We start from the raw sequence: 26,423 nt of genomic DNA, 5'->3' as shown, positions 1-26,423 counted from the left end.
GCGGTGCCTCGATAGCCTTCACGTGGGCTCTGGTGGCCCCGGCCCACGCCGCCGGCTGCGATGCACCTGCGCAAGACGCCTCTCGCATCGCCATCGCCGGCGGTTCCCTCACGGAAATCGTCTACGCCCTCGGTGAGGAAGATCGCATCGTAGGCGCAGACCGCACCTCGAACTACCCCTCGCAAGCCCTCGAGCTCCCGCAGATTGGCTACGTTCGTGCCCTCAGCGCGGAGGGCGTGCTGTCCCTTAAGCCAACGTTGGTGTTGGGTGAGCATGATATGGGACCGCCGGAGGTGATCGCCCAGCTGGAGCGAACGGGCGTGAGCATGGTGCGCGTGCCAGAAGTGCACACGCCGGCCGGCATCGTGGCGAAGGTGCGTTGTGTGGCCACCGTGTTGGGGGTGCCTGAGGCGGGCGATCGCTTGCTCTCCGAGCGCATCCAGCCCCTGATCAACGCGCTCGCTGATCTACCCGATCGCGATACGCCGCCAAAGGTGGCGGTCCTGTTGGGGCTGCGCGATGGCGCACCGCTGGGAGCGGGGGCTGAGACCTCCGGCGATGGTCTGCTGGCGATGGCCGGGGCAACCAACGCGCTCGCCGATATGCGAGGGTGGCGACCGGTCTCGATGGAGATGATGGTGTCTATCAACCCATCGATATTCGTCGTGCCCACGCGCGGGGTGAACGATGCCGGCGGCCTCGACGCACTGCTCGCCCATCCCGCCCTGCGACTCACCGACGCGGGACGCCACCGCCGGGTGATCGATATGGACGGTATGGCGATGCTCGGCTTCGGCCCACGCACGTTGGAGGCGGCACGCGAACTCGCGATCTCCCTCGATGCCGTGGCGAGTGCTGACGCCGCCCGCGCGCCCTGACGCCGCGCCATCGTGGTGAGTGCTACCGATGCCCTAGCGGGTGAGTCGACACCGACGCTCCCGATGGATGACGAGCGTCGCCGCCGCGGGCGCCAGCGTCGGGTGCTGGGCCTGCTGCTCACGGGACTCCTGATCGGCGTCGTCGTGGCGTTGAAAACCGGTGCCGTACCGATCACCTGGAGTGCCCTGCTTGGCGCCGAGGGCGATGCGAAGGCGTTGCTCGAGCGCACAGTGTTCATCGAGATTCGCAGCCCCCGCGTCTTGCTTGCCGCGTTCGTCGGTGCCGCCTTGGGGCTCGCTGGCGCCGTGCTTCAGGGGCTGTTCCGTAATCCCTTGGCGGACCCCCAACTGATCGGCGTGTCCAGCGGTGCCGCCCTCGGCGCGGTGGCGATGATCGTGCTCGGGGAGGCCATCGCCTGGCCGCTGTGGTTCGCCCACTACGCCGTTCCCGCCTCGGCGATCACCGGCGGCGTGCTGGTCACCGCCTTTCTCTACCTGTTCTCGCGCTATTTCGGCAACTTCAACACCGTCACCATGATCCTGGTGGGTATCGCTATCAACGCGCTGGCGGTGGTAGGCGTCGGTGCCTTCGAATACTTGAGCGATGACACCCAGCTGCGCACGCTCGTGTTCTGGATGATGGGGAGCTTCGGTCGGGCGACCTGGCCCACGATCATCCCGTCGCTCCTGGTGATCTCGCTGGGCGCGGCGGTACTGCTGCGCCTCGGTGATCGCTTCGATCTGCTGCAGCTCGGCGAGGAGGGTGCTCGTCATCTGGGCGTGGACACCCGGCACCTCACGCGCATCGCTATCCTCGCCAGCGCCGCTGTGGTCGGCGCCGGCGTTGCTGTCTCGGGAATCATCAGCTTTCTGGGGTTGGTCGTGCCGCACCTGGTGCGCTTGCTCGGCGGGCCCTCCCATCGGTACGTCCTGCCCGCGTCGGCGCTGCTAGGGGCGTTGATGATGGTGATGGCGGACCTCCTCGCGCGCACCCTCGTGGTGCCGGCGGAGCTTCCCGTGGGGTTGGTGACCAGTGCGATCGGCGGCCCGTTCTTTCTCTGGTTGATCGCCCGCGTGAGGATGCGATGAGCCTGCTCGAAGCCCAAGGCGTGAGCTACGCGGTTCGGGAGCGGGCATTGCTCTGCGACGTCTCCCTGGCCGTATCGCCGGGGGAGTTGGTGGCGCTTCTGGGGCCAAACGGGGCGGGCAAGTCCACCTTTCTGCGTCTGCTGGCGGGGGAGCTCACGCCCGGGACCGGCACGGTGTGTCTCGACGGCGAGACCCTCGCCGGCATGCCCCTCGACCGCCAGGCGAGCCGACGCGCGGTCATGACCCAGGCGTCGGGAATACTCTTCGACTTCACGGTGGAGGAGGTGCTGCGCATGGGGTGGGCACCGAATCGCTGGTTGGGCGATGAGGTGCAGGCAAAGGCCCAGGCGTGGGTGATCGAGCAGTGCGATCTGAGTGTCCTGCTGGGCCGCCTGTTCAACAGCCTGTCGGGCGGTGAGCAGCAACGTGTGCAGTTCGCCAGGGCGCTCATGCAGGTCTGGCCGAGTATCGGTGCTGGCGACGATGCCCGAGACGCGCGGTACCTGCTGTTGGATGAACCTACCGCCAGCTTGGATCTGGCTCACGAACTCCTGCTGATGAGCACCGTCGCTCGCCTCTGCCGGGAGCATCGTCTGGGCGTGGTCGCCGTGGTGCACGATTTGAATCTTGCGGCCCGCTTTGCGGATCGCATCGCGCTGTTGGCGGCGGGCCGCCTGCAGCGTGTGGGGACGCCGGCGCAGGTGCTGGAGCCTGCCCTGCTGAGCCGCGTCTACGAGGTGCCCGTTCATGTCACTCGTTTGGAGGCCGACGAACGCCTCCTGGTGACTACCTGATTTTTACTGCCATTGGGGGTTGAACAACGATGTTTATCGCGATGAACCGATTCAAGATCGCACCGGGCTTCGAGGAGGGCTTCGAACAGGTGTGGCGCGAGCGAGACTCTTACCTCTCCGAAGTGCCGGGATTCAAGGCCTTCTCCCTGCTCAAGGGGCCGCAGCACGAGGACCATGTGCTCTACGCCTCGCACTCCGTATGGGAATCGAAGGAAGCGTTCCTGGCCTGGACGGAGTCGGAGGCTTTCCGCAAGGCGCATGCTCAGCAGTCTGCGCCGAAAGGTACTTACCTCGCCCATCCTGATCTCGAGACCTTCGAAGCGGTGCTCTGAGGACGTGACGCCACCACGATGCTGCCGGGCGTTGACCTAGCAGTGCTGCCAGACCTGATGGCGGACGCCAACGGCGGTGCCCCCATAGACGTGGAAGGCCTTGCGTTAAGTGTCCTCGACTCCAGTCTCTTGCGGCACCAGCTCATCCGATGCTCGGCGGTGGTTACGGATGCGGCGGCGCCGGATCTGCTACGAGAGCGGATGCTGGCGGTGGCAAAGGCGCTGATGCCACAAGGTGCCACGCCCGCGCGACACAAGGTGCGCGAACGCCCTCTCTCTGTGCCCGACATGCCGAGCGGGTGCATGAGTACGTCAACGACGTCCGCGTCCTGCCGACCACCTGAGTGGCAGCGGCTCTGAGTCCCGACCCCCTTCGGGTGCGCGCGCGGTCCCTCGCAGGCCAGACGTCCAGCGTCTGTGTCGATGGAGCTCCAGCTTCACCAAACGGTCTCGGGGGGCGTTCAACTTCTGGGTTACAGCGCGAGTGGAGATTCTCCGTGAGACGCAACCCACGATCGTCCCTGACATTGGACGCGGGCCCCTCCGGATGTCGTTGCCATCATCGCACACCGGGTACCGAGCAGGGTGTGCTGGCAGGTGAGCAAGCGGGGCAACATGCACGTTGCAAACCTGAGCGGCCCGCAAGCGCGAGGCTTGCGAGCCGCTCAGGTAGCACAGCGATCAGCGCTGTGTCGAGTCGTCGTCGACCCTAGCTGCGCTGGCGGCGACCGGCGGGCACCATGATCCCCAGGGCGCATAGCATCAGCCACACCGCGGCCGGCACGGGCACGGCGCTCACGGTCAGGAAGGTGAAGCCCTCATCCGACAGGGTGTCCGAGTTGTTGCGGAAGCCGTGAAGGAAGTCGTTGCCGGACGTGTCGTTGGTCCCCGTGAGGGCGATGAACTGCAGTGCGTCGCCGGCATCGATCCACGAGGAGATCAGCGCGGTGACGTCGAAGGTGATGTCGCAGTCGATGCAATCCACCACGCTCAGGGCCGCCGCGTCGGCCGGCAGGATGTTGTCGTTGAAGAAGTCCAACCAGAAGATGTCCCCGCCCGGGTTGGTGTCGTCTTCGATCCGTGCGAAGGGATCGGCGTCGACCCCGTGGGCGGAGACCGTGAAGGGGTTGCCGGGCCCGGCGTTGGCGCCGAAGCCGCCATCCACGCTGCGTAGGGTCAGGGTGGCGCGCACCGCTGAGCTGTCGAAGGACGCGAGGTCCACGCTGCTGAAATCGAGGTAGATGGTCTCAGGTCCCGCGCCGAAGGCGTTGTCCGTGCCCACGCGGAAGGCGGGTCGCACGTCGCCGACGTAGCCGCGGACGTAGTTCGGTCCGAAGAAGAACGCTGAGGTCATGACGTCTTCGTCGGGCGCGAAGGTGGAGGTGGCGGCGTGAGCGCCGGTTCCCACCAGCGAGGACAGGCATACGGCGGCTAGTACGCCCATTCGTTCTCTATTGATTTGCATCCTGCAGTCCTTGTCGTTATCGCACGCCGCCGCCCCCGCAGGCGACCGCGCACAGGGTTCAGCACCGCCCTATTGGAAGTACTGAGTTATCGACAACCGCATCAGACGCCCGACATTGAAGTTGCCGAGCACCAGATCACGATCGTCGGTGATCCCCCCCACCACTAGAAATTCAGCGTTAGTGACGTTGTTGGCCGTGAAGCGAATATCCGTACGCTCGCGCGGACGCCAAGTGGCGTAGATGTCCAGCTCGCTCACGGACGGCTGTGTGGTGCGCACAGCCTGATCGTCCACCAGCTGCAGCGCCTCACGGCTGAACTGGAGGGTCGCGCGGAAGCCGAGTTCCCAGCGCAGCGACTTGCTGATCCAGCGCGCCGTGAGCGCGAGCTGATCAGCCGGCAGGTCGAGACGATCGTCGGTGATGAAGGCGTACTGCGTGTCGTTCAGCGCGTTGGTGCCCTCGGGATTGTTGACGATGCGGAAGCGCCGGGTCTCGCCTTCGCTGTGGTTGTAGGTCAGGTCGAAGCGGTAGCCACCGAAGACGTAGGTGCTCTCCACTTCGTAGCCCCAGGTGTCTTCCTCACCGGGTTGGCTGGTTGGGTCCAGGGGGTTGCTGTTCAGCGACTCCAGCACCTGGTCGACCTCCGTGCGGAAATAGGTGAACTTCAGGCGCAGGGTGTCGTCGGCGCGCAAGAGGCCGGATTTGTCGTAGGCGATGCCCCACTCGCGGTTCGTGGCGAGCTCCGGCTGGAATAGCTCCCCGCACACCTGGAGCGTTTGGAAGGGCTCGGGCAGGGTCGTGCGGGTGGGGATGTCGAGGGCGTCGAGGTCGACGTTCGGGTCCTCGAGGCCGACGTCGGCGAAGATCCCGGCCAGGCGCGCCTGGGAGGAAGCGATGTCGGTCTCCAGGCCGGCGTTGATCTGATCGGTGAAGAAGGTGATGTTCTGTTCCGCCGTGAGCGTAGCGGCGTTGATGAACGAGTCGGTCTGCCCCCGAGCCGTGGCGATATCCGCATCGCGCTGCGCCTCGGGGTAGCCGACGGGATCGGCTTCGTTCAGGGCATTGGCTTGTTCGATGAACAGCGCCAGCTGGGCTTCGGCCGCCTGGATGAGTGAATCGCGTTCGGCAATCTGCTCCGCGGCGAAGGACTCGACTTCCGCGAGGGAGAGGGCGGTGGCCGCGTCGATGGTTTCCTGGGTGGAGCGCTGGTCAGCCGCTAGGGAGGTGGCCAGGCGTTCGGCGTCGCTGGAGTCCCTCACGCACAGACTGAAGGTACCTTGTGTGAAGTACTCGTCGATCTTCGGGTAGCGAGCCGCTTCGACGTAGCTGTGAAACAGGCGTACGGGGACGCGATCGAAGGCGTACTCCAGGCGGTAGTTGAACAGGCCCGCGTCCTGATCGATCTTCGGCGCTGTGCCGCTCACGGCGAGCAGTTCGATCGCCTCTTGCTCGAGCACTTCCGTCGAGTTGTTGTCCCAGCGATGGCCGGCCGTCGCCGTAAAGCCGCCGTAGGTGAGTTCGCCCTGCAGGTAGGCGCCCCAGTTGAGGGTGCGACCTGAGGGTTGGCTCAACACCGAATCGGTGGGTTCGCCGTCGATGCCCGTGATGTCCGTGGTGCGCTCTTCCTGGATCGCCTGGATGCCCGTCTGCACGGTGAGGCCGGCCGTGCCGGGGAGGGCGAAGTCCGCCGTGTTGTGCAGGCGCGTGGACCAGATGTCGTACTCGTAGTCCCAGATGCGGTTGGTGAGACTGTCGCTCGCATCGATACCCTGTTCGTTCACCCGCGTGTCCGTGTAGGCCACGGAGATCGTCGTGTTGATCAGGGCGCTGGCCGGGTCGATGTCGATGTAGGTGGCGAGCGTGTCGTCCACGGTCTCGCGCAGCACCTGACCGTTCACGCCGTTGTTGAAGGCCGCCGTGTCGAAGAGCTCGCGCCCCTCGGTGGAGGTGCGCGTGTAGGAGAGGCCGACGGAGGCGATCTGGCCGGTCCACTCAGTCTTGGCGAGCAGCGCTTCCGGGCTCGAGGCCGAGAAGGGCAGGGTGTCGCCGGTCGAGAGTTCCAGGTCGCTAGCGTCGCGCCGGGTGTAGCTCAGCAGCAGATCGAGGCTGTCCGTGGGGCGGCCGTAGATGCTGCCGATCGTGAGCAGCTCATCGTTGTTGTCTGCGTAGCCGAGCTTAGCGAAGCCGCCGATGCGCTGACCGTCGTCGAGGAAGTCGCGCGCGTCCTTGGTTTCCATCTCGATGACACCCCCGATCGCGCCGCTGCCCTGGATGGCGCTGGCCGGGCCGCGGGAGACGGTGAGTTCGCGCAGCATCTCGGGTTCGAGGGAGACGGCGCCGAAGCGGTACTTCTCAAAGTTCTTGACGGCGCCGTCGACGATGGTGAGCACGTCTTCGTTGTCCGAGAAACCGCGGATGTTGACGGAGATGCCGTTGGCGCGTGGGCCGCCCGAGAGCTCGACGCCAGGCACCGTCTCGAGGATGTCGTAGATGGAGCCTGGTTGGAGGACGCGAATGGCCTCCAGATCGAAGGTGGTGGTGGTGCTCTTGAGGTCGACGCGGGGGCCCGCGAGTTGCTGGCCGGTGACCAGCACTTCCTCGACGACGCCGCCCTGGGCACCATCGCCGGAGGCTTGGGAAGCCTCAGCCGACGCCTGCGCCGATGCGGGAGCCACCCAGTTGGCACACACGAGCGCCAACAGGCCGAGCCCCAGGCGATACAGCCGATCGGTCACGCGCACGCCTCCTTCGCAAGGGCATTAAGCGGCGAGCGCGACGGACCGACGCCGCACGCCAGCGAGCGAGAGGAGCGCGGCACCGAACAGCCACACGGCGGCCGGCACGGGCACGGCGGCGGGGAAGTCACCCGGGTAGCGCTGGGAGCCGTCGAAGACGTCGCTGCCGGGCAGGCTCGGAAGAATCGGCAGGAACGGCAGGGCGAGCAGGCCGTCCAGTTCACCGGCGGCGAACATATCGAGCACGACCAGGTCGAGGGATGTGCTGGTCGAGGGCAGGTCCCAGTCGAACACGTACAGGCTGCTGGCCGAGGTGGTCCAGGTGTAGAGGTACTCGTACTGGGTGAAGGTGCCGAAGACTGGGTGCGTCTGCTGGCCCGCGGAGAGCTCGGTGATCATATCCGCACCACGGCCGTTCAAGGTGACGCTGTCGTGGTCGGCCTGGAAGCTCCAGGTACCGATCTGCAACTGAACCTGCAGGTCCTGGGCGATCGGCGAGGGGCCTTCGGACGTCGTCGTGACCGTCAGGGTGTAGGACTGAGGCGAGGAGAAGCTGTAGAGGTTGCCGCTCGAGGTCACGAAGGCCTGGCCTAGCTGTTCCGTTAGTGCCGCAGAATTGACGTTCGTAGCACCCTCGCTGGGCGTGGTGTTGAGCGAGCCGTCGAAGGCGTCCCACGACAAGTACGCGCTATTCTCCTGGCCGCGATCCCACGCGGTGGGGGCGACGCTCGCGCCGTGGGCGGTGGAGAGGGCGAGGGTGGTGAGCAGTGAGCCGATCAGCAGGTGGCGGTACGTCATGATCTCAGACTCCAGAAGCATGGGGTATCGGCAGGGGGTGGCGGCGACGCGTCGTGAGCGCGACACCTAGGGCGCTTGCCAAGAGAATCAGGGGTGAGGGAAGCGGTACGGCGGCGGGTTGCCAGCCGATGTCCGCGAGTCCCGCGTAGTCGAGGGTGGTCAGGAGCTGGCGCGTGCCGGCCGGTGTGCTCGGATCCATCAGGGTTTCCTGCGGCACGCCGCGCACATCGCTCATCACACCCTCAGCCCAATGCGCCTCGAACTGGTCGAGAGGCACCGGTGCGCCGAAGGCGTCGAGAGAGGCGAGGCCCACGAAGAATCCGTCCGCGTCCACGTTGTCGTTCCAGGTGGGCGCGGAGCCGAAGCCGAGGATGTGCGCGAGCTCGTGGATGGCCGTGGTCAGGAAGTCGTTCTGCCCTTCCTGCAGTCCCGCCTCATCCGCGCCGAAGTACCAGTTGGCGGAGGCGTTGAACCAGATCCGACCGCCCCAGGGCGCGAAGTCGACAACCGGGTCCTGGCCGCGATTCTCCACGCTCGAGACGAAGTCATCAGAGCCCGTCGCCATCAGGTTGAAGCCATTATCCGCAAAGCCCAGCACGCCTGGTGCGGACGGCGAGCCGCCCACGAAGACGCGGAGGGAATCCGCGGCGATGGTCTCATCGGTGATGGTGATGGAGCCGCCGTCGAGGCTGGGGTGACCGAAGGAGACGGACCAGCTGTCGCCGCTCTGGGGCGCGATGAGTGCGAGCTGATCCAGGAATCCGGCGTAGAAGCTGGCGGCCTGGTCGAGCACGGCACGGCGTTCTTCGATCGGCTCGCCGGACACCTCGTCGGTGAAGAAGCCGCGCGTATCGTAGGCGTAGTCGAAGACGATTGAGATCGCGTCGGCGCGCTGCACGCTCACCGCGCTCGCGCAGGCGAACGAGATGGCTAGGTAGCGAAGGAGCGGATGTCGTCGATTGGCCACAGCAAACATTCACTCGGTGGGAGCGGGCGATAGGCAGAGCGGAACGGCGGACGCGCCCGTTGCGGACGCGCCCGTCGAGGGGTGGCTTAGGCGGCTGCGCGGCGGCGACGGCGAACTGCGCCGAGGCCAAGCAAGCCGGAGCCGAGGAGCCAGGCGGCCGCCGGCACAGGCACCACGGCGGGGGAGCCAGGACCGATGTCGATGGCGACCTGCGTTAGGGACAGGCTGCTGCCGATAGCGGTGAAGTCGAAGACGATGTCGCTCAGCGAATCGAAGGTCCAGGTGAACAGCAGATGCTCCAGCAACACTATGCCGAAGGGGCTGTCGTACGCGGGATCCTGGTAGGTCACGGCGCTCAGCTCAGGGGCTATCCCGTTCAGCACCACGCTGTTGGGGTCGAGCTGGACGCCCCAGGTCTCGATCTGCAGGGCCACGCTGACGGGATCGGTGAGGGCCATGTCCGGCGTCAGGGTGAGGTCGAAATCCGGTGCGACACTGAATGAGTACAGGTTCTGGGAACCGGTCACGAAGGTGTTCTGGTTCCAGGAGATGGATGCATCTGCGCCGGACTCCGCCACGTCGGGGTTGGATGTGCGGCTGCCGAATTCGGTTTCCGCGAAGCTGTCGAACTCCACGTGGATCGTGCCGGCATCGCCGCGGCTCCAGCCGCCCCAGGTAGCAGCGCCCGCCTCATCAGGCTCGTCGAACCCGAAGCCGTCTTCGTAGGGGTTGGGGCCGTTGCGGAAGTCCGCGAGTGCGGGCACGGAGACCACCAGCAGGGTGGCGGCAATAGCGGCGGATAGATTCTTCATGATCTCTGAACTCCCTTATGTAGTTCCCAGCAGCCCACGCGGGGCTTTCCAATAGCTGACGGGCGCTCCCGTAAAGCGGCAGCGAGCGCGGTCTCGGCGTTGTGTGCGGACCGTCACACAACGCCGCCGGTGTGCGGCTGATTAAGAAAAGCCGCCCCGGATGCGAGTAGTAGACAGTAAGCGTGTCAGAAACACAAATCTAAATGCGACGCGATCGCATGTAGAGACAGATTCGTGTACCTGCCGACCTACCAGACCGGGCTCTGTCAGCCGCCGTCGAAGTTCAGCCCGCCGAGGGCGATGGTGCGATCGTAGGCCTCAGCGAAGGTGGACAAATCACCACGCTCCAGCGTGTTCAGGCGGGGGTAGCTGCTGAACTCCACCGGTCCCTCGCCATCGAAGTCGGTCACCGCGTACTCGATCACCGTGGCCACATCGTTTTGCGCGTCGTAGCGCACCAGTTCCCAGGCGTTCTCTCGAATGCTGAACGCGGTGGTATCGACGAAAGCCAGGCGGCCCTCCGCCACGCCGTAAAGCCAGCCGTCGTCGAGGGTGAAGCAGGGGAAGGCGAACTCGAAGCACTCGGGGACAGCACTGGCGACGAGGCCAAAGCGACCGGCGGCAGCCGAGCCAAGCAGGAACCCGTCCACCTGATCGGCCAAAAGCAGGCCGTCCAGACCGTACTGGTCGGCGTTCAGCAGCTGCAGGCCGTCCTGCCAATAGGCTGGCTGGGTCGCCACCAGCTCTTCCGGTGGCCATGTGCGGATCGACTCGGCACGGGCTGCCCTGACCACCACGCGACGGCTGAGCTCGGCGCCGTCGAAGATGCTCAGCACCACGAGGTCGAAGTAGCGGCCGCGCTTCACCAAGCGGTATTGATAGGTACGTTCGTCCAGGCTCAGCTCCAGGGCGCCCGCCGCGTTCACCTGCCAACTATGGCTAGGGGCGCCGTACAGCCCCACGGCGGTAGTGCCATCCTCTTCCAGGGCGATCAGATCCACCGCCAGGGCCGGGTCGGCCTGATTGAGCCTGGGCACGACTGGGGTATAGATCAGCGGCAGCACCCAGCTCTCGCCAGCAAGGGCGGGAAAGGGTTCGATGGTCGCAGCGCCTGGCAGCAGCACTTGGAGCGTTTCGACCACCGTGATGGGCGCGCGGGGTAAGGGGCCCGGGAAGCCGATCTCCGTGAGGAACTCATCGATCTCGTAGCTGAACTCCTGCGTACGCCTCACCGCGAGGCGATTGCCCGTGCGCGACACGACCTCCACGGTCTCAGCGTTGATACGCGCGAAGAAGGTGATGCGTGTCGGCAGCGGCGGGTCGAAGTCGCCGGAGAGGAACTCGACGACGTCTTGCGGGAAGCCGAATTCGGCGACGTTGCCGATGTCCTCGGAGAACGCTACTTCGAGATCCGCGTCCGGATACTCGGTGCGCAGCGACCCATTTGCTTCAACACGCCAGGTCAGTCGGCGTTGGCGCAAGGGCGCGAGATCACCTTCGGGAAGCACGGCGAACAGGGAGTCCAGGTCCTCGTGCCAGCGGCCCGTGCCGTCCTGCGCCAGCTCGTAGTGCTCGCCGCGAGCGCCGACGCTGCTCACGCGCGTCGCGTTCACCCAGAGGCTCTCGCCCACCCACTCATCTGCCGCGACGGAGATCGCGAGGAGCGGGTCGGCAAGCGTACTGGTGATCGCCGCGTCCACTCGGGTGCGCAGGTCGTCGATCAACTCACCGTCGGCATCCGCGAGGGCATTCTCCTGCAGGAGACGATACAGGCGGGCCCCGTTGCGCTCCGTGGCGACGTCGGTCGATCGCAGGAGCGAGAGGGACGTTTGGTCTCCTGCGATGGGTAGGAGGCCTTCGTCGTTGATGAGTTGAATGAGTCCGGCCACCTCGAGCAATCGTTGGGTGGGGATGCTCTGCTCGGCCGCTTCGATGTTGTCAAAGTCGCTCGCATCGCCATCCGCCAGGGCGTCCTCGGCGAGCAGGAAGCGCGCGGTGCTCAGGTGAGACACGGCCAACCGAGGCGCTTGGGAGAGCGTGACCGAGCCTTCACTCGCGTCGGCGAGCAGCTTCAGCTGCGCCACGCTGGCGAGCTGCGCGATGAGTTCCACCTGAGACTGCGCCCCGGCCCCGCGCGCCGTCAGGGTGATGGGGATCAGGGCGGTGGGCCCTTCAGCCGGCGCACGAATGGGGAGTGAGTAGGCGCCACTGGCGTCGCTGGTGGCGGTGAACGTCGCGTTGCCGACCGTGGCGGTGACGGTGGCGCCCGCGAGGGGATCATCGGTGGCCACGCCCGCGAGCGTGACGACCAGCGTATCGATCACCTGCACCGTGAAGGCGGGCAGGGTGGCGTCGTCTTCGCCGTCGCTCACGCTGATCGTGATCGAGGCGTAGGTGCCCTGATCGTCGAGCGATGGGGCGCCCGAAAGCGTGCCGTCGCTGGTGTCGAACTGGGCCCAAGGCGGCGCGTTCTCGACGGTAAACGTCAGCGCATCACCGTCGGCATCGGTGGCGGTGGGGGTAAAGCTGAAGAACACGGCCTCCTCGGTCTGGGTCGGCGGTTGGCCGGCGATGGTGGGGCCCGTGTTGCCTGCCGGTGGCGCGGGCGGTGCGCCTGCACCGCCTCCGCCGCCTCCACATGCGGTCATCGTGAGGTCGACGAACGCCGCGAGCAGGGGAGTTGCCGTGGACAAACGGGGGGTCGCCATGGGTAGCATCACTCCTTGATGGACAGGGTCTTCGAGTCACCGCGGCGGACGCCATGGCGCGAGGGACGGACGTGCAGATTCGCCCCGCTTTACCGTTGGCAGGAGGCGCGCTTGCGGCGATTCCTTGGAATCCCTACAGTATAAATCGGAATTATTCGCATTCGCCAGTTGAGCTCCCTTCACCTGGCGTTGACCCAACCCGCTAACGCCCGAGGAGACTTCCGTGCGTTCGTCGAGATTTCGTAGTGGCCATTCCCTACTCGCACTCCTCGCTGTCTTCGCACTCACCGCCGGCGGTTGTTCGCAACCGGCGGTCTCTCCGGCCTCGGCACCGACCGGTGACGTCGAGGGGGAGGCGGACACGCTGAACGCGGCTGGGGGAGACGCGGACGCGGAAGCGTCGAGCGACGCCGCGGCACCCGCACCGAAGGAGGAGCAGGAGGCTCCGCTCCAGGTCGCCGAGGCCCCTGAGCCAGCCGCGCAAGCGCCGGCAGCGAGCGATGCGAGCGGCGGCGGTACGGTGCACACGGTGATGGCTCAGGGCGTCAAGTTCGAGCCGATGTTCGTGTACATCGAACCGGGCGACACGGTGCAGTGGACCAACATGGCCGCGCACAACATCGAGACCCTCGATGCGATGGTGCCGGAGGGCCAGGAGAAGGTGCTCAGCGATATGGGCAGCGAGGTGGCGGTGACTTTCGACAAGGAGGGCGTGGTCGTCTACAAGTGCACGCCCCACTGGAGCACCCGGATGGGCGGCATGGTGGTGGTCGGCAAGCCCGACGACCCGGCGGCCATCGTTGAGAAGTACCTGGCGGCGATCGCATCAGATCCATCGGCGCTGCCAGCGAAGGGGTTGCTCAAGAAGCTGATGCGCGACATGGAGGCGCGGAACCTGCTGTAGGGGAAGACCGCCGCTGACCCGAGAGATGACGGGACACGGTCTTGCGTGGAGGCTGGTTGCGGCGCTCATCGCACTCGCGCTGATTCTCTCGTCGCTGGTGTCGTTGACCCAGGGGAGGGCCGGCCTGTCGATCACCCGAATGACCGTCGGCGACACGCCCGCGCGGGTGTTCCGAGAGGACCCTCTGGCGAGCGCCGAGTCTACGCCACCCCGGGTGCTGATCGCTCACGGGTTCGCCGGTTCACAGCAGCTCATGGAGCCCTTCGCCCTTAGCCTCGCGCGCCAAGGCTATCTGGCCGTGACCTTCGACTTCCTCGGTCACGGGCAGCACCCGAGGCCCCTCGGCGGCGATGTGACCAAGGTCGAGGGCTCCACCCAACAGCTGCTGTCGCAAATGGCCACGCTCGCGGCATTCGCGCGAACGTTGCCGCCCGACGCCGACGGGCTCGATGACGCCGACGTTCGCCTTGGCCTGCTCGGTCACTCCATGGCCAGTGACGTAGTAGTGCGCTACGCGCAGCAAGATTCCGCCGTCGATGCTACCGTGGCCGTCTCCATGTTCTCACCCGCTGTGACGGCGGCATCGCCCGGCAATCTGCTCATCATCGACGGCGAGTGGGAGTCCTTTCTGGTGCAGGAGGGCGAACGGGTGCTCGGCTTGATGAGCGATCCGCAGGCGCCCGAGGCGGGCGTGACCTACGGCAGCCTGCGCGCGGGCGACGCGCGACGACTCGAGGTGGCGCCCGGGGTGGAGCACATCAGCGTCCTCTACAGCGCGTACGCCCACCGGGCCGCGGTCGACTGGTTCCGCGAGCGTTGGGCGGGAGCCCCGGCGTCCGCGGGTGATGTTGGTAAGACGGTTGCCCCGCGGGGCGGCGCCATCGGGCGCTTGTTCTTAGGCATGATCTTGCTCACCTGGCCCCTCGCGGCGTGCCTGCCGCGCGTGGTAGGCCCCGACCCTGCGGGTCCACGGCCACGAGGGCGGTGGCGGGCTGTCGCCCCCAGCGTGTGGATCCCCGCCATCGCTACACCGCTGCTGCTGTTCTGGGTGCCAGCAAATTTCTTAGGCGTGCTGGTGGGCGGCTATCTCGTGTTGCATTTCGCGGTGTACGGGCTGATCACCTGGGCGTGCATGCACCGTTGGCCACCGGCGCCGAAGCGGGCGCTCGGTAAACTCTTGCCGGGCCGCACGGTGGTCGCCGTTGGGGCCACCATTCTCTGGACCACCGGTGCCTTCGCCTGGGCGCTCGATAGCTGGTTTACGGCGTTCATACCCACCGCGCCCCGCATGGCGCTATTGGCGGCCATGGTGATCGCGACGGCCAGCTACTTCTTCGCAGACGAGTGGCTATGCGGACACTACGCTGTGCCCAAGGGGATGCGCCTGGTGACTCGATTGAGCTTCCTCCTGTCGCTCGCCATCGCCGTCGCACTCTCCCTGAACGAGCTGTTCTTTCTTATCATCATCGCCGTGCTGGTCGCCTTCTACTTCCTGGTCCACGGCTTGATGAACGCGTGGATCAATCGTGCGACCGGACACCCCCTGGTGGCGGCGATGTCGAGCGCGATGGCGTTCGCCTGGGCTCTGGCGGTGGTGTTTCCGATGATGACGGGGCAGTAGCTCCTCGGAGCAGCCGGTCGGGAGTTGTCGCCACCTACTGCCCTGATTGGCAATGCTGGCGCAGTTTTGGGGGGAGGATACTCATCAAACTCGCCCCCGGGCCGCTTGATCATCCAAAGAATGCAAATGAGGACGTCCCGCGCGCTTCGCGCCCGTCGCGTGCGTACGCCCCGGGGCAGCAGCTACTGGCCCTACAGCTTTGGAAACAGACGTCCCGTGCGCGCACAGTACGCCTCGTAGGCGGAGCCGAAACGCTCTCGCATCATCGCCTCTTCATAGGGCACGCGCACGAAGTAAAGGAGTCCGAAGGCCGCGAGGCCACTGAAGCCGGCGACCCAGTTGTGCACGAACAGCGGCTGCGCCGCGCAGAGGATCCAGATGGCCGTGTACATGGGATGGCGTACGCGCTCGTACACGCCCTGGCTCGTGAGGCTGTGGTCTTCTCGGATCTGCGTGGTGACGCTCCAATTGCGTCCGAGATCATCATGGCTGCGCCAGAACAGCCACAGCCCTGGCACCAGCGCTGCAACACCGATGAGCGGCGCCCAAGCGGGTAGCGTGTAGTTGGCACCGCTGAGCACGCCGGTGGCGAGGTGGAGGAGGGGCAGGAACGTGCCTCCGATCATGACCAGGCCCAGCAACACCTTCTCGGTGGAGGCGGCGCGCGTCTCGGTGATCGTGTTGTCCGCGGTGCGCTTGGCGTAGGGCTGTCGAACGACGGTGACTAGCACCGCGCAGAGTAGCCAGACGAGAGACCCCCAGCCGTTGACTTGCCAACGCAAGAGCACCGCACCGATAGCGGCGCACGCGACGATACCGCCGAGCAGTTTCAGGACGAGTGGCATGGAGTTCCTCCGAACGATCGAGTGGTCTGGGCAAGAGGTCCCTGTTGCGGATCTGTAGGGCGAGGCGAAGGCCGGCGCGAAGTGTGCTCCGCGCCGGCATCCTATCGGCTACTTCGAGAAGGCGGCTGCTTCTTCGGAACCGCTGGTGGCGTTGCCCTGGCTGTAGGAGTGCGCCCCCGTGCCCGCGAGCTGCCCACCCTGCACGATGAGGTAGTCATCGCGGATCGGCTTGCCGTCGAAGAAGCATTCGAGGATCTCACGGGTGCCGGCAGCGTAGCGCGCCTGGGCGGAAAGCGTCGTGCCCGAGGTGTGCGGGGTCATGGCGTGGTGGTCCACGGCGCGCCACGGATGATCCTTCGGCGGCGGCTGCGGGAACCACACATCACCCGCGTAACCGGCGAGCTTGCCGGTGTCGATGGCGCGCTTGACGGCGTCGCGATCGCAGATCTTTCCGCGGGCGGTGTTCACGAGGTAAGCCCCAGGCTTCATGATCGAGAACATCTCGTCGTCGAACAGGTGCTCCGTCTCCGGGTGGAGCGGGCAGTTGATGCTCACGACGTCGCAGGCCTTGACCATCTCCTTCACGCTTTCGTGATAAGTCGCACCGAGGGCGGCTTCCTTCTCCGGAGCCATGCGGTGACGATCCTGGTAGTGGAGGTGCACACCGAAGGGTTTCATTCGCTCCAGCACCGCACGGCCGATGCGACCACTGCCGCCGATCGACCCCACGTGCATGCCTTCCACGTCGTAGGCGCGGGACACGCAGTCCGCGATGTTCCAGCCCCCGTCGACCACCCACTGGTAGGACGGGACGAAGTTCCTCACGAGGGCGAGGATCTGCATCACTACGTGTTCGGCCACGCTGATGCTGTTGCAGTAGGTGACCTCGGCCACGGTGATGTTGCGCTTGGCAGCGGCCTGCAGATCCACGTGGTCCGAGCCGATGCCGGCGGTGACCGCCATCTTGAGGCGCTTGGCCTTCTCGATGCGCTCGGCGGTGAGGTAGGCAGGCCAGAAGGGCTGGGAGATGACGATGTCCGCGTCGACCAGCTCGCGTTCAAACGCGGAGTCTGGACCGTCCTTGTCCGAGGTCACCACCAGGGTGTGACCGTGGCGCTCGAGGAAGGGGCGCAGGCCGAGCTCGCCGGAGACACTGCCGAGCAGTTCACCGGGCGTGAAGTCGATGCCCTGAGGCGTGGGAAGGGTGGTGCCGTCTGGGTAGGCCCCGAGCTTGGGAACGTCCGGTCGGCTGTAGGTCTTGGGGAACCCGCTGACCGGGTCGTCGTAGAGAACGCATAGGATTTTCATCGGTTCTGCTGCCATCGGTGTGACTCCTTCAAGTTGTTGACCCCTTGGGCGGACGTACTATAACGTAATGCGAACGATTCGTGTTTCGATTCACTATAGCCCAGCTTGCCAGCAAATCGAGGTAGTCCGCTATGTCCCTCCTGACCCCACGTTCCCTTCCGCTCGCCGCCCTCGCGCTGGCGGCTGCGGCATCGCCTGCGCTTGCGGAGAATCCAGCTTGCGCGGTGGAGGCCTACGAGTTCGCCTGGCGCGGCCAGATCGCCGGTTTCACGGTGACCGGACGCTTCAGCTACGACGCGTCGACGACGCCCGCCAACGGCATCGTCCGCGAACAGGACCTGATTGCGCTGGATGTGTCGTTCTACGATCCCCAGGGCGTCTTGTTACGCACCTACGAGGACAATCAGGATCCGGTGCTATATCCCACCGTGAACTTCGCCTTCGATACCCTGACCAAGCAACTGCTGCAGGACGGGACATGGGACGTGGACGACAATGGCCGCCGCGCGTTCAACGGGTTCATGATGGGGGTCGGCAATCCGGATCTTCGCAGCGAACCCGGCAGCCAGATCGGGTTGGCTTTCTGGTCCCGGCCCAAGGACGATTCCACCCCTCACATCCACGTCGACGACTGGGATTTGTCCGCCGACGTGCCGGGCGCCGGCGAGTTTGGCTTCCCGCTGGGCTTCAGCAGCCATGAAGACGTGGCGTTCCCGTTCCGCACCACGCAGAACCGCGTAGATGACGGCCGCGTTGGCGAGGCGTACTTCGACGCGGAGGCGGGCGTGAACAATCTCGCCACCGACCTCGATGACAGCGGCAGCCGCGTGCGTGTCCGCCCTGCCGAACGTAGCGCCCTCGACTTGCGGGACCGCTTGCGCTGTCGCTTCGGTGACTGACCCGCGCCTGCGAGGCATCGGTCGCGCAGGTGCCTTGATGAGCCACGTGCTCATCGTCATCATCAGCGCCATCACTCACCCGTTGGAGACGTCCGCATGCCGCAGATCACGCTGGCCTTTTCCGTTGCCCTCGTCGTTCTTGGCGTGGGCGCCTGGTTCGCTGCAGGTCAGAGCAGTATCACGGCGATGATCCCGGCGTTCTTCGGCCTGCCGCTCGGCGTGGCCGGCATGTTGGCGTTGCGCGAAGGCTGGCGTAAGCACGCCATGCACTCGGCGGCGGCCATCGCGCTGCTCGGTGCGTTCGGGTCGCTGGGACGCGCCCTCCCAGGGCTGGACCTGAGTGACCCGCTGCGCTTGGCGACCGTCGTGCAGTTGGTCATGGGCGTGAGCCTGATCGTGTTCCTCGTGCTGTGCGTGTGCTCCTTCATCGAGGCACGCAAGCTGCAGCGCGCGGCCGCGTAGTGGGCGCCTCGCCGCTCGATGCCTTGGGGGGCGTCGAGGGCGCATCCTCGGACGTGGCGAGGATGCGAAGCCAGCGCCAGCGTGGGTAGCTCGCCGAGTTCGGCACCGGTGCAGATCAGTGCGCCGCTCGCGGGGGAGTGGCACGTGTTGCGACCGCCGGGCCACCATCCGTTCGCCATGGACTTCGTGCGCACGGATCACCGGGGCCGAATGCACGATCCCGTGCGTGGGGTGCCAGGGCTTCGCTCGATAGATGCCGCGCGCTACCACTGCTGGGACCAGCCCGTGTTCGCGCCGTTCGCCGGCGAAGTGCTGCACAGTGCAGGCGACTGGCCAGATCACGCTGGGACGAGCGCTTGGGCCACTGTCCAGCGTTGGTACGAGGCGACCTTTCGCTTCAAGCCCGTGCGGACCGAGGGCTTCATCGATATCCGGCCGAATGCGGGCAACTACGTGATGATTCGGGGCCACGATGGCGTGATCGCCTTCCTCGCCCACTTGCGCGAGGGAAGCCCGTGTGTCGTGCCCGGGGATCGGGTGGCGCTCGGCGCACCGGTTGGTCGTGTCGGCTTGTCTGGCAACACCACGGCCCCTCACCTGCACTTCAACCTCTTTGATCAGATGGACGACCCCTTCGAGGCGGCCGTGCTACCTTTCGTAATTGATAGCTTCGCGCAGCGCTCGCGACAGGGGGCGTGGGAGCGAAAGATCGCTGCGACACCAGATGTTGGCGCCTGGGTGGCGTTCGACGTGTCTCTTCCTGACAGTTCGGAGCAGGGTCGGCTTTCGAGCGAGCCCGGCTAGTACATGTTCTTTTTGTAGTCAGACGCCAGGCCGTGTCGCATGAGCCCTGGCACGCCCACCATCGCGCGGCCCAGGCTGGCGCTTAGGCCACGCTCCCGGCTGCGCCTGACGTGATCTCTGAAGATCTCAGCGGCATCGAGCTCCGGCGGGGCTTCTCGTGTCACCCACGGCCGCGCCCGCGCCAGCGCAGGGCTCTCCCGGTGCTCCATCTTCGTCACCCGCACCCTGGTGATGAGCTTGGGTACCTTGCCCTGCACGGCGAAGGCCCTCTGCAGAGCCTCGTGGTGGGTGATGCGAGCCTGACCAATGACGCCTATTAGGGAAGTGGTGCCGGGTGCCAAGGCGAGCAGCGCCACTTCGGGTTGCTCGAGGATGTTGCGAAGACTATCGATGCGGCGATTGCCCGGTCGGTCCGGGTAGGACAGATCCCCCTCACCATCGAAGGTCAGTAAGGCGCCGGCTGGATCGCCCTTCGGGCTGATGTCCATCTGTCCGTCGGCGCTGCTCGTGGCCAGGGCGAGTAGTCGACACCGATCGACGGCCAAGGGGGCGGGCTTGGCGAGCGGCGGGGTCTCCTCGCTGTGAAACTGCCAGTACTCGGCGCGCAGCAGTGCCTTCGCGCAATGCAGGAAGCACTCGTCTACCTGGAGGAGGAGGCGATTGTTCTCGATTGCGTGGATGCGACCGTTTACGCGCAGGGTCTCGCCCATGCCAGGGACGAGGCAAAGTGCACCGAAGGGACTGCCGACCTGAGCAAATTGCCGATAGTCGAGCATATCCAAGGGGACGCTCAGCGCCTGATCTCCCTCGTCGGCGAGAAAACCGGGCGCGCCGCCGGCGGCGGTGATCGCTGGCCTGCCATGGTGGCTGAAGGCCATGAACGCCACTGTGGAGAACCCCAGCCAGCGGCGGGCGTGCGAGTCGAGGTGGTCCAGCACCTTCAGGTCACGTGCGCCGGCCGGGCTGCCGATGAGTCGCTGGACGGCTTCGAGTTCGGTCAGTTGTGATTCGCTCATCCGCGGGCTCCGTCAGCGGAGGCTCCCATGGCGATGTCGCAAATGAGAACCACAGGCGATTCAGCCTTACTCGGTCTGCTGCTGGTTCGCCTCCTGGAGGATAAACAGGCCCGTCTCGATGTCACTCACGACGATACGCCCGCTCGGGAAGAACGGATAAACGCCCCATGCGCCGCTGAAGGTGGCGCTGTCGCTGTCCGGATAGGTATCGAAGAAGCCGATCTGCGTGGGCTCGGTAGGCTTGCTGATGTCGAGGATCGTCAGGCCCCGGCGGTAGTTGGACATGTAGTAGCGATCGCCCTTGACGAAGCCGTTGTGGTCGATCGCGGGCGTGGGCCCCACCCACTCGGCGGCGAGCGTCGGCGCGAAGGGATCGGTGATGTCCAACACGCGCACCGTGGTGTTGATGCCCGAGACCAATTCGTCGATCTCATCCTGGATGAATACGTAGTTGCCATCTTCGGACCACCACCCGGAGTGCGTGTAGGCACTGAGTTCGTAGGGCGTCTCGCTCATCAACACCGGGTTGTCCTTATCGGTGGTGTCCCACAGGTCGACGGTGGTTTCGTTGTAGTCGATGAACACCTCACAGAGCGTACGCTTCTCGCCGCAGCGCTCCGCCTCGGCACCCTCGAGGGTAATGCTCGACGCGTCATGCACATACTGCGCGTCCGTCGGCGGTGCCGTGACTTCTACCGGGTTCAGGGGGTCGCTCAAGTCGAGGATGCGAAATGCGCCGCCCTCGCGATTGGAGCCGAGAATGTAGGCGTAGGGCGTACGGCCCGGGATCGCGCGACCGGTCGCGTAGTCCACGTTGCTGATGTAGATGTTGTGGGCGCTTGCGAACTCCGTGTAGGTGTTCGCTAGGGAGACGCTAAAGGGCAGGTTAGTCAGATCGATGATTTGCAGGCCGTCGTTGGTCGAATCGGAGACCACGTAGGCGTAGCCCTTCCAGCGGCCTTCGTCCCGGTCGAAGAACTGTAGCACCTTGATGTCGCGCCAGACCGTGCTCTCTCCAGGGATGCTGCCGACTTCGCGCGACCGGCGGGGGCGGGCGAGGTCGACGACGGCGGTGGCGTTGTTGAGTCCGAGTAGCGCGTACTCGCGACCGTTGTTCAAATCAACGAAGCCCCAGATATCATTGGCGGCGCTCGGCAAGGTGCTGAAGGTAGCGAGGGGGCGGAGGCCGAGCAGATTGACGTTCTCGCAGGGGTAGGGTCCCACCAGGCCGCCCACACAGAAGATGGTCGCCGGCGCCGTGGCGACCGCGTTGATCTGCGCCGCATAGCGGTCATGGCCGATCGCTAAGCCCTTGCGATCCTGAATGAGCGTCAGTCCGCGCTTGGCCAAGCGTTCGCGATACTGGGCGGGCAAGCCGATCACGAAGGTCTGGGAGTCGCTTGCGTCGCGGTTGAGATACCCGTCCAGCGTGCTGTAGCCGCCGGTCACGGGGATCACATCGCTCACCAGCAGCACGGCCTCCTTGGGGTCGAAGGCGTAGCTACCCTTGGCCAGCAGCACGTTGTCGCCTTTCTGTGCATGCTCGATCGCGTACATGATCGAGCGACACGGGGCGGCAGCGTCTGCGCAATCACCTGCGTCGAGGCCTTGCGGGGCGACGAAGCGTGGCACTGAATCGCCGTGGCCGAAGGCGCTCGGGGTGACCATCGTGCAAAGGGCGAGCGAGAGCAATGCGGCGCCTAGCCGCTGGTGGGCGGACAGCAGGTGGGCAGATCCCTGTGACATCAGGCGTTACCTCGATCTGGTGAGCTGCTGAGGACGACGGGGGCACGCGCCCCTCGCCTCGGCGAAATGAGAACCATTCGCAAATATAGTCGTGGGGTAGCGCCTATGCAAGCCTCGCGGACCTGGGCGTCGGCGCCCCTCTACGCTCACGGGCCGCTGCGGGAAGCCCGATTGATGAGCAGCACCGGCACGATACCGATGAGGACGATGCACAGCGCTGCGGTTGACGCCTCGGCGAGACGCTCGTCACTGGCGAGCCGGTAGACGCGGGTGGCCAGGGTCTCGAAGTTGAAGGGGCGCAGCAGGAGCGTGGCCGGGAGTTCGCGCATCACGTCGACGAACACCAGCAGGACGCCCGCGGCGAGCGGGCGGGCGAGCAGCGGCAGGTGGACCCGCCTGAGTACGCCGCCGGGGCTCGCGCCCAGGGTGCGGGCGGCGGCGTCGAGTTCCGAGGACACAGCCGCTAAACCGGCATCCACCGATTGATAGGCGACCGTGAGAAAGCGGCAAACGTACGCGTAGAGGAGCACCACGACGCTGCCACTCAGGACGGTGCCGCTACCGCCCCACGGCCACCAGCTGATCAGCCAGCGATCGACGGTGCTCACGGGGCCCAGTAGGGCGACGGCGAGCAGCACGCCAGGGAGCGCGTAGCCAAGCGTCGAGATGCGAATCAGGACGCGGTTGGTGCGATGGCCCTCGAGGCGCATCGTATAGGCGAGGAGTAAGGCGAGGGCGGTGGCCAGCACGGCGCCGCCGCCCGCCATCGAGACGCTGTTCCACAGGTAGCGGGTGAAGCCGCGGCCCAGGATGGCATCGCCCGTGCCGCTCGCGTAGACCGCGAGCAGCGCCACCGGCACCGCGAAGCCGAGCACCACGGGCACCGCGCACCAGGTGAACGCGACCCACCGCTGCCAGCCGTGTAATTCCAGAGGTGCCGCTCGGGAGTGGTCGCTGCGGTCTGCGCGCCCGCGTCGTCCAGCCGCTTCCAAACCCACCAGTACCAGCACGAACAGCAGCATGAGCGCGGCGAGCTTGAGCGCCGCGGTCTTCTCGCCGAGACCGATCCAGGTGCGGTAGATGCCCGTGCTCAGCGTGGGCACCGAGAAGTACTCGACGACGCCAAAGTCCGCCAGGGTTTCCATGAGCACAAGGGCCAGGCCCCCCGCAATGGCCGGGCGTGCCGCGGGCAGGGCCACGCGCCAAAATGCCTGCACCGTTCCCACGCCGAGTACGCGGGCCGCCTCGAAGTGCAGCCCCGAGCGGGCCGCGAAGCTGTTGCGTGCCAAGACGTAGATGTATGGATAGAGCACGAGCGCGAGCAGCAGCGCGGCCCCCGGCAGGCTGCGCACGGGCGGTAGCACGAAGGCTTGGGGCGACAGCTGCAGCGCTTGGCGCAGGGCCGTTTGTATCGGCCCGGAAACGTCCAGCAAGTCCGTGTACGCGTAGGCCACCACGTAGGCGGGCGCGGCGAGCGGTAACACGAGCAACCATCCCAGGGTGCTGCTGCCCGGGAAGCGGCACGCGCCTGTGAACCAGGCGCAGGGCACGGCGAAGGCGAGAGCGAACGATCCGGTTAGTAGCATGAGCTGCAGCGAGCGTCCCAGATACTCGAGGAGCAGAGTCTCGCGCAGGTGTCGCCAGGCCTCGCCCGCGGGCACCGCGAGCACGCTGAGCACGATCAGCAGCGGCACGGCAATCGCCAGGGCGGCGAACAGCGGCGGTATGCTCCAGAGAGCGCTGGATCCGCGCTTGGGGCTGCGTGTAGGCTGGATCGTCATTCGTTCCCTCGAGGTTCCCTAGTGTCCTGTCACGTTAGTTCGTTGAACAACACGCGGTGGCTTTTTGCCCCTGAGCACGTTGCTCCTCCTCCCGTGGGTGCTGCCACGCCCGTCCTCGCGCCGCACTCGCGACACAACAGCCTCGTGCGTATTCTTCAACGAACTAACCTGACAGGACGCTAGCGGCGGCTGTGCTCACCTTCGATCAAGTCTCTCATCACTTCGATGACGTCGCGGCCCTGAGCGACGTCAGCTTCAGCGCCGCGGCGGGTGAAGTCACGTGCCTGGTCGGGACGTCCGGGTGCGGTAAGACTACCCTGCTGCGGATCACGGCGGGCCTGCTGCGCCTACAGGCGGGCTCGATCGCCTTGGACGGGCAAGCGCTGCCGGCCGAACTGCCGCCGGAGCGACGGCCGATCGGCCTGGTGTTCCAGGAGGGCGCGCTGTTTCCCCATCTGAACGTGGCCCAAAACGTTGGCTTCGGGCTCCCTCGAGCGGATCGGGGCGAGGCAGTGTCCGCGCTGCTCGCTCAGGTTCACCTCGACGACCTCGGGGATCGCCTGCCCCACGCCCTGTCGGGCGGGCAGCGCCAGCGGGTGGGGCTGGCACGTGCCCTCGCCCGCACGCCGCGGGCACTCCTGTTCGATGAGCCTTACGCCAACCTGGATGTCGCCCTTCGCCGCCGCCTGCGCGACGATGCGCGGCGTGCGATACGCGAGCGCGACACCGTCGGCCTGTTCGTCACCCACGACCCGGAGGAGGTGATGGCGATAGCGGACAAGGTGGTGGTGCTCGAGGGTGGGCGCGTCAGTCAGCAGGGCGCGCCGGGGGAACTCTACGACCGTCCGGCGACGCTGCAGGTGGCCGCCATGTTCGGTAGGGCTCAGCGCCTGCGAGGCACGATGCAGGACGATGCGCTAAGCACGCCGTTCGGTCGCTGGCCACGCGAGTGCCTGGTCGACGAGGGGCTCCAGGAGGGGCCGATGGACGTCGTCGTGCGCGCACAGGATTTGCGCCTGTCCGCTGCGCAGACCGGACCGGTGGTGGTGGAGATTCGGCGCTCCGACGACGCCCTGGTCGTGCACTTGGAAGCGCCTAACGCCGCGGACCGCATCGAAGTGTTACGGATGCGCGATGCGCGGCCGCTGGCGCCGGGGGATTGCGTGTCCGTCACCCCCATCGACCGCTGCGTGTTCGCCGCCCCCAAGCCCCTGTCCACCCCTGCCCCGACGAATTGAACTGACGTGTCCAGGGCTCTACCATCAGCGCCCGTCATGCTCTCGCGAGGCTCGTCCCCGAATGCGCGTCCTTTCCGTCGGTCTTCTGCTCTGCGCCCTTTCATCTCTTCTCGGCTGTGCCGACTCAGGCGCGCCCGACGCCACCGCGGCGCGTTCAGCTCCGGCGACGCAGGGTGAGGTCAATCTCTACTCTTCGCGCCATTACGACACGGACTTGGCGCTCTACGACGGGTTCACTGCAAAGACCGGCATTCGCGTCAACCTGATCGAGGCGGACGCGGACCAGCTGATCGAACGGATTCGGGCGGAGGGGGAGTTCACCCGCGCCGATCTGCTGGTCACTGTGGATGCGGGGCGTCTGTGGCGGGCCGAGCAGGCGGGCATCCTGCAGCCGGTGGAGTCAGCCGTGCTGAACGAGCGCCTGCCGAGCAACCTGCGCCATCCTGACGGCCTGTGGTTCGGCCTCTCTAAGCGCGCACGGGTCATCATTTACCGCCGCGAAGGCGGTAAGCCCGAGCCGCTGGCCACCTACGCGGACCTCGCCGACCCCGCCCATCGCGGGAAGGTGTGCATACGTTCCTCGTCCAGTATCTACAACGTCTCGCTGATGGCGAGCATCGTCGCTCGCCAGGGCGTCGACGGCGCCGAGGCCTGGGGGCGCGGCGTCGTGGCCAATTTCGCGCGACCGCCCCAGAGCAACGACACCGGTCAGATCCGCGCGGTGGCAACAGGCGAGTGTGCCATCGCTGTGGTCAACACCTACTACCTCGCGCGCCTGGCCGCCTCCGACGATCCCGCCGATCGCGCGATCGCCGACTCCGTTGCCGTGGTGTTCCCCGAGCAAGCGGGTCATGGCGCGCACATCAACATCAGCGGCGCGGGTGTCGTGAAGGGCGCCCCGAACCGCGACCACGCCATTCAATTTCTGGAATACCTGACATCGCCCGAGGCGCAGCAGTACTTCGCCAACGGCAACAACGAGTATCCAGCCGTGGCCGGGCTGGATGCGTCCTCCACCGTGGAGTCTCTGGGGACCTTTAAAGAGGATGAACTCAATGCTGCATTACTCGGAGAGCATCAAGCGCAAGCCATCATGGCCTTCGATCGCGCCGGCTGGAAATAGCCCCGTGCGCACCTTAAGCCTCGCGGCCGCCACGGCCGTGCTCCTCGCCGGTTGCGCCGGGGAGGATGCGTCGGCGCCGCCGGCGCCAACCCCAGCA

At 66.1% G+C, this 26,423-nt stretch carries 22 protein-coding genes; 11 read left to right on the top strand and 11 right to left on the bottom strand.

Annotated features, from left to right (window positions below):
* Positions 1-32 precede the first annotated feature (32 nt).
* From AAF184_06610 to AAF184_06595, 4 genes are read left to right on the top strand one after another with little or no spacing between them, the layout of a single operon-like run.
* The gene (locus AAF184_06610; GenBank protein MEO0421987.1) at positions 33-878 is read left to right on the top strand and encodes an ABC transporter substrate-binding protein; all 846 of its coding nucleotides are present in this window, start codon (positions 33-35) and stop codon (positions 876-878) included.
* 15 nt (positions 879-893) lie between these two features.
* Positions 894-1,967, top strand: a complete 1,074-nt coding sequence (locus AAF184_06605) for an iron ABC transporter permease (GenBank protein MEO0421986.1) — start codon at positions 894-896, stop codon at positions 1,965-1,967.
* Positions 1,964-2,761, top strand: coding sequence for a heme ABC transporter ATP-binding protein (locus AAF184_06600; GenBank protein ID MEO0421985.1), 798 nt, complete (start codon positions 1,964-1,966; stop codon positions 2,759-2,761). The genes AAF184_06605 and AAF184_06600 overlap by 4 nt, the downstream gene beginning before the upstream one ends.
* 29 nt (positions 2,762-2,790) lie before the next feature.
* A complete protein-coding gene (locus tag AAF184_06595; GenBank protein MEO0421984.1) occupies positions 2,791-3,093 on the top strand; it encodes an antibiotic biosynthesis monooxygenase in 303 nt (100 codons plus the stop codon).
* A gap of 709 nt (positions 3,094-3,802) precedes the next feature.
* On the opposite strand, the gene AAF184_06590 is transcribed toward AAF184_06595, so the two are convergent.
* From AAF184_06590 to AAF184_06565, 6 genes are all read right to left on the bottom strand, one after another.
* The gene (locus AAF184_06590; protein MEO0421983.1) at positions 3,803-4,558 is read right to left on the bottom strand and encodes a VPLPA-CTERM sorting domain-containing protein; all 756 of its coding nucleotides are present in this window, start codon (positions 4,556-4,558) and stop codon (positions 3,803-3,805) included.
* Between the two features lie 69 nt (positions 4,559-4,627).
* Positions 4,628-7,294 carry a TonB-dependent receptor plug domain-containing protein gene (locus tag AAF184_06585; GenBank protein ID MEO0421982.1) on the bottom strand — a complete coding sequence of 889 codons (2,667 nt, stop codon included), beginning with the start codon at positions 7,292-7,294 and terminating at the stop codon, positions 4,628-4,630.
* A gap of 24 nt (positions 7,295-7,318) precedes the next feature.
* Positions 7,319-8,092, bottom strand: coding sequence for a hypothetical protein (locus AAF184_06580; GenBank protein ID MEO0421981.1), 774 nt, complete (start codon positions 8,090-8,092; stop codon positions 7,319-7,321).
* Between the two features lie 4 nt (positions 8,093-8,096).
* A complete protein-coding gene (locus tag AAF184_06575) occupies positions 8,097-9,059 on the bottom strand; it encodes a PEP-CTERM sorting domain-containing protein (GenBank protein ID MEO0421980.1) in 963 nt (320 codons plus the stop codon).
* Between the two features lie 86 nt (positions 9,060-9,145).
* On the bottom strand, positions 9,146-9,871 hold the full coding sequence (locus tag AAF184_06570; protein MEO0421979.1) for a VPLPA-CTERM sorting domain-containing protein: 726 nt from the start codon (positions 9,869-9,871) through the stop codon (positions 9,146-9,148).
* Positions 9,872-10,137: 266 nt separating this feature from the next.
* A complete protein-coding gene (locus AAF184_06565) occupies positions 10,138-12,579 on the bottom strand; it encodes a putative Ig domain-containing protein (GenBank protein MEO0421978.1) in 2,442 nt (813 codons plus the stop codon).
* A 223-nt stretch (positions 12,580-12,802) separates the two neighbouring features.
* Here AAF184_06565 and AAF184_06560 point away from each other — a divergent pair, with 223 nt between their 5' ends.
* Entirely contained in the window at positions 12,803-13,483 is a 681-nt protein-coding gene (locus tag AAF184_06560) for a plastocyanin/azurin family copper-binding protein (GenBank protein ID MEO0421977.1), read from the top strand.
* A gap of 139 nt (positions 13,484-13,622) precedes the next feature.
* Positions 13,623-15,104 (top strand): alpha/beta fold hydrolase, encoded by a 1,482-nt coding sequence (locus AAF184_06555; GenBank protein MEO0421976.1) that lies wholly within the window; start codon positions 13,623-13,625, stop codon positions 15,102-15,104.
* Between the two features lie 191 nt (positions 15,105-15,295).
* Here the strand turns inward: AAF184_06555 and AAF184_06550 are convergent, their stop codons facing one another.
* The gene (locus AAF184_06550) at positions 15,296-15,949 is read right to left on the bottom strand and encodes a protein-S-isoprenylcysteine O-methyltransferase (GenBank protein ID MEO0421975.1); all 654 of its coding nucleotides are present in this window, start codon (positions 15,947-15,949) and stop codon (positions 15,296-15,298) included.
* Between the two features lie 108 nt (positions 15,950-16,057).
* Positions 16,058-17,272, bottom strand: a complete 1,215-nt coding sequence (locus tag AAF184_06545; protein MEO0421974.1) for an NAD-dependent formate dehydrogenase — start codon at positions 17,270-17,272, stop codon at positions 16,058-16,060.
* Between the two features lie 209 nt (positions 17,273-17,481).
* Here AAF184_06545 and AAF184_06540 point away from each other — a divergent pair, with 209 nt between their 5' ends.
* From AAF184_06540 to AAF184_06530, 3 genes are all read left to right on the top strand, one after another.
* Positions 17,482-18,156, top strand: coding sequence for a hypothetical protein (locus tag AAF184_06540; GenBank protein MEO0421973.1), 675 nt, complete (start codon positions 17,482-17,484; stop codon positions 18,154-18,156).
* Positions 18,157-18,252: 96 nt separating this feature from the next.
* Complete coding sequence (locus AAF184_06535) at positions 18,253-18,618, top strand: hypothetical protein (protein ID MEO0421972.1); 366 nt, start codon at positions 18,253-18,255, stop codon at positions 18,616-18,618.
* Positions 18,619-18,762: 144 nt separating this feature from the next.
* Positions 18,763-19,422: a M23 family metallopeptidase gene (locus AAF184_06530; protein ID MEO0421971.1), complete on the top strand. Its 660-nt coding sequence runs from the start codon at positions 18,763-18,765 to the stop codon at positions 19,420-19,422.
* Here AAF184_06530 and AAF184_06525 read toward each other — a convergent pair.
* The 3 genes from AAF184_06525 to AAF184_06515 all read right to left on the bottom strand — a co-directional run bounded on the left by AAF184_06525 (position 19,419) and on the right by AAF184_06515 (position 23,965).
* Positions 19,419-20,438, bottom strand: coding sequence for a pyridoxamine 5'-phosphate oxidase family protein (locus AAF184_06525; GenBank protein MEO0421970.1), 1,020 nt, complete (start codon positions 20,436-20,438; stop codon positions 19,419-19,421). The two genes, AAF184_06530 and AAF184_06525, sit on opposite strands and share 4 nt — an antisense overlap.
* A gap of 66 nt (positions 20,439-20,504) precedes the next feature.
* Complete coding sequence (locus AAF184_06520; protein MEO0421969.1) at positions 20,505-22,184, bottom strand: choice-of-anchor B family protein; 1,680 nt, start codon at positions 22,182-22,184, stop codon at positions 20,505-20,507.
* 146 nt (positions 22,185-22,330) lie between these two features.
* Positions 22,331-23,965, bottom strand: coding sequence for an iron ABC transporter permease (locus tag AAF184_06515; GenBank protein ID MEO0421968.1), 1,635 nt, complete (start codon positions 23,963-23,965; stop codon positions 22,331-22,333).
* 191 nt (positions 23,966-24,156) lie between these two features.
* Between AAF184_06515 and AAF184_06510 the strand changes: the two genes are divergently transcribed.
* Positions 24,157-25,203 (top strand): ABC transporter ATP-binding protein, encoded by a 1,047-nt coding sequence (locus AAF184_06510; protein MEO0421967.1) that lies wholly within the window; start codon positions 24,157-24,159, stop codon positions 25,201-25,203.
* Between the two features lie 61 nt (positions 25,204-25,264).
* A complete protein-coding gene (locus AAF184_06505) occupies positions 25,265-26,326 on the top strand; it encodes a Fe(3+) ABC transporter substrate-binding protein (protein ID MEO0421966.1) in 1,062 nt (353 codons plus the stop codon).
* Positions 26,327-26,423: the final 97 nt, after the last annotated feature.

Source organism: Pseudomonadota bacterium, from assembly GCA_039815145.1.
GTDB lineage: Bacteria > Pseudomonadota > Gammaproteobacteria > Steroidobacterales > JBCBZW01 > JBCBZW01.
Note: the sequence above shows the minus strand (reverse complement) of the source record. Positions and strands in the feature narration are given on the sequence as shown.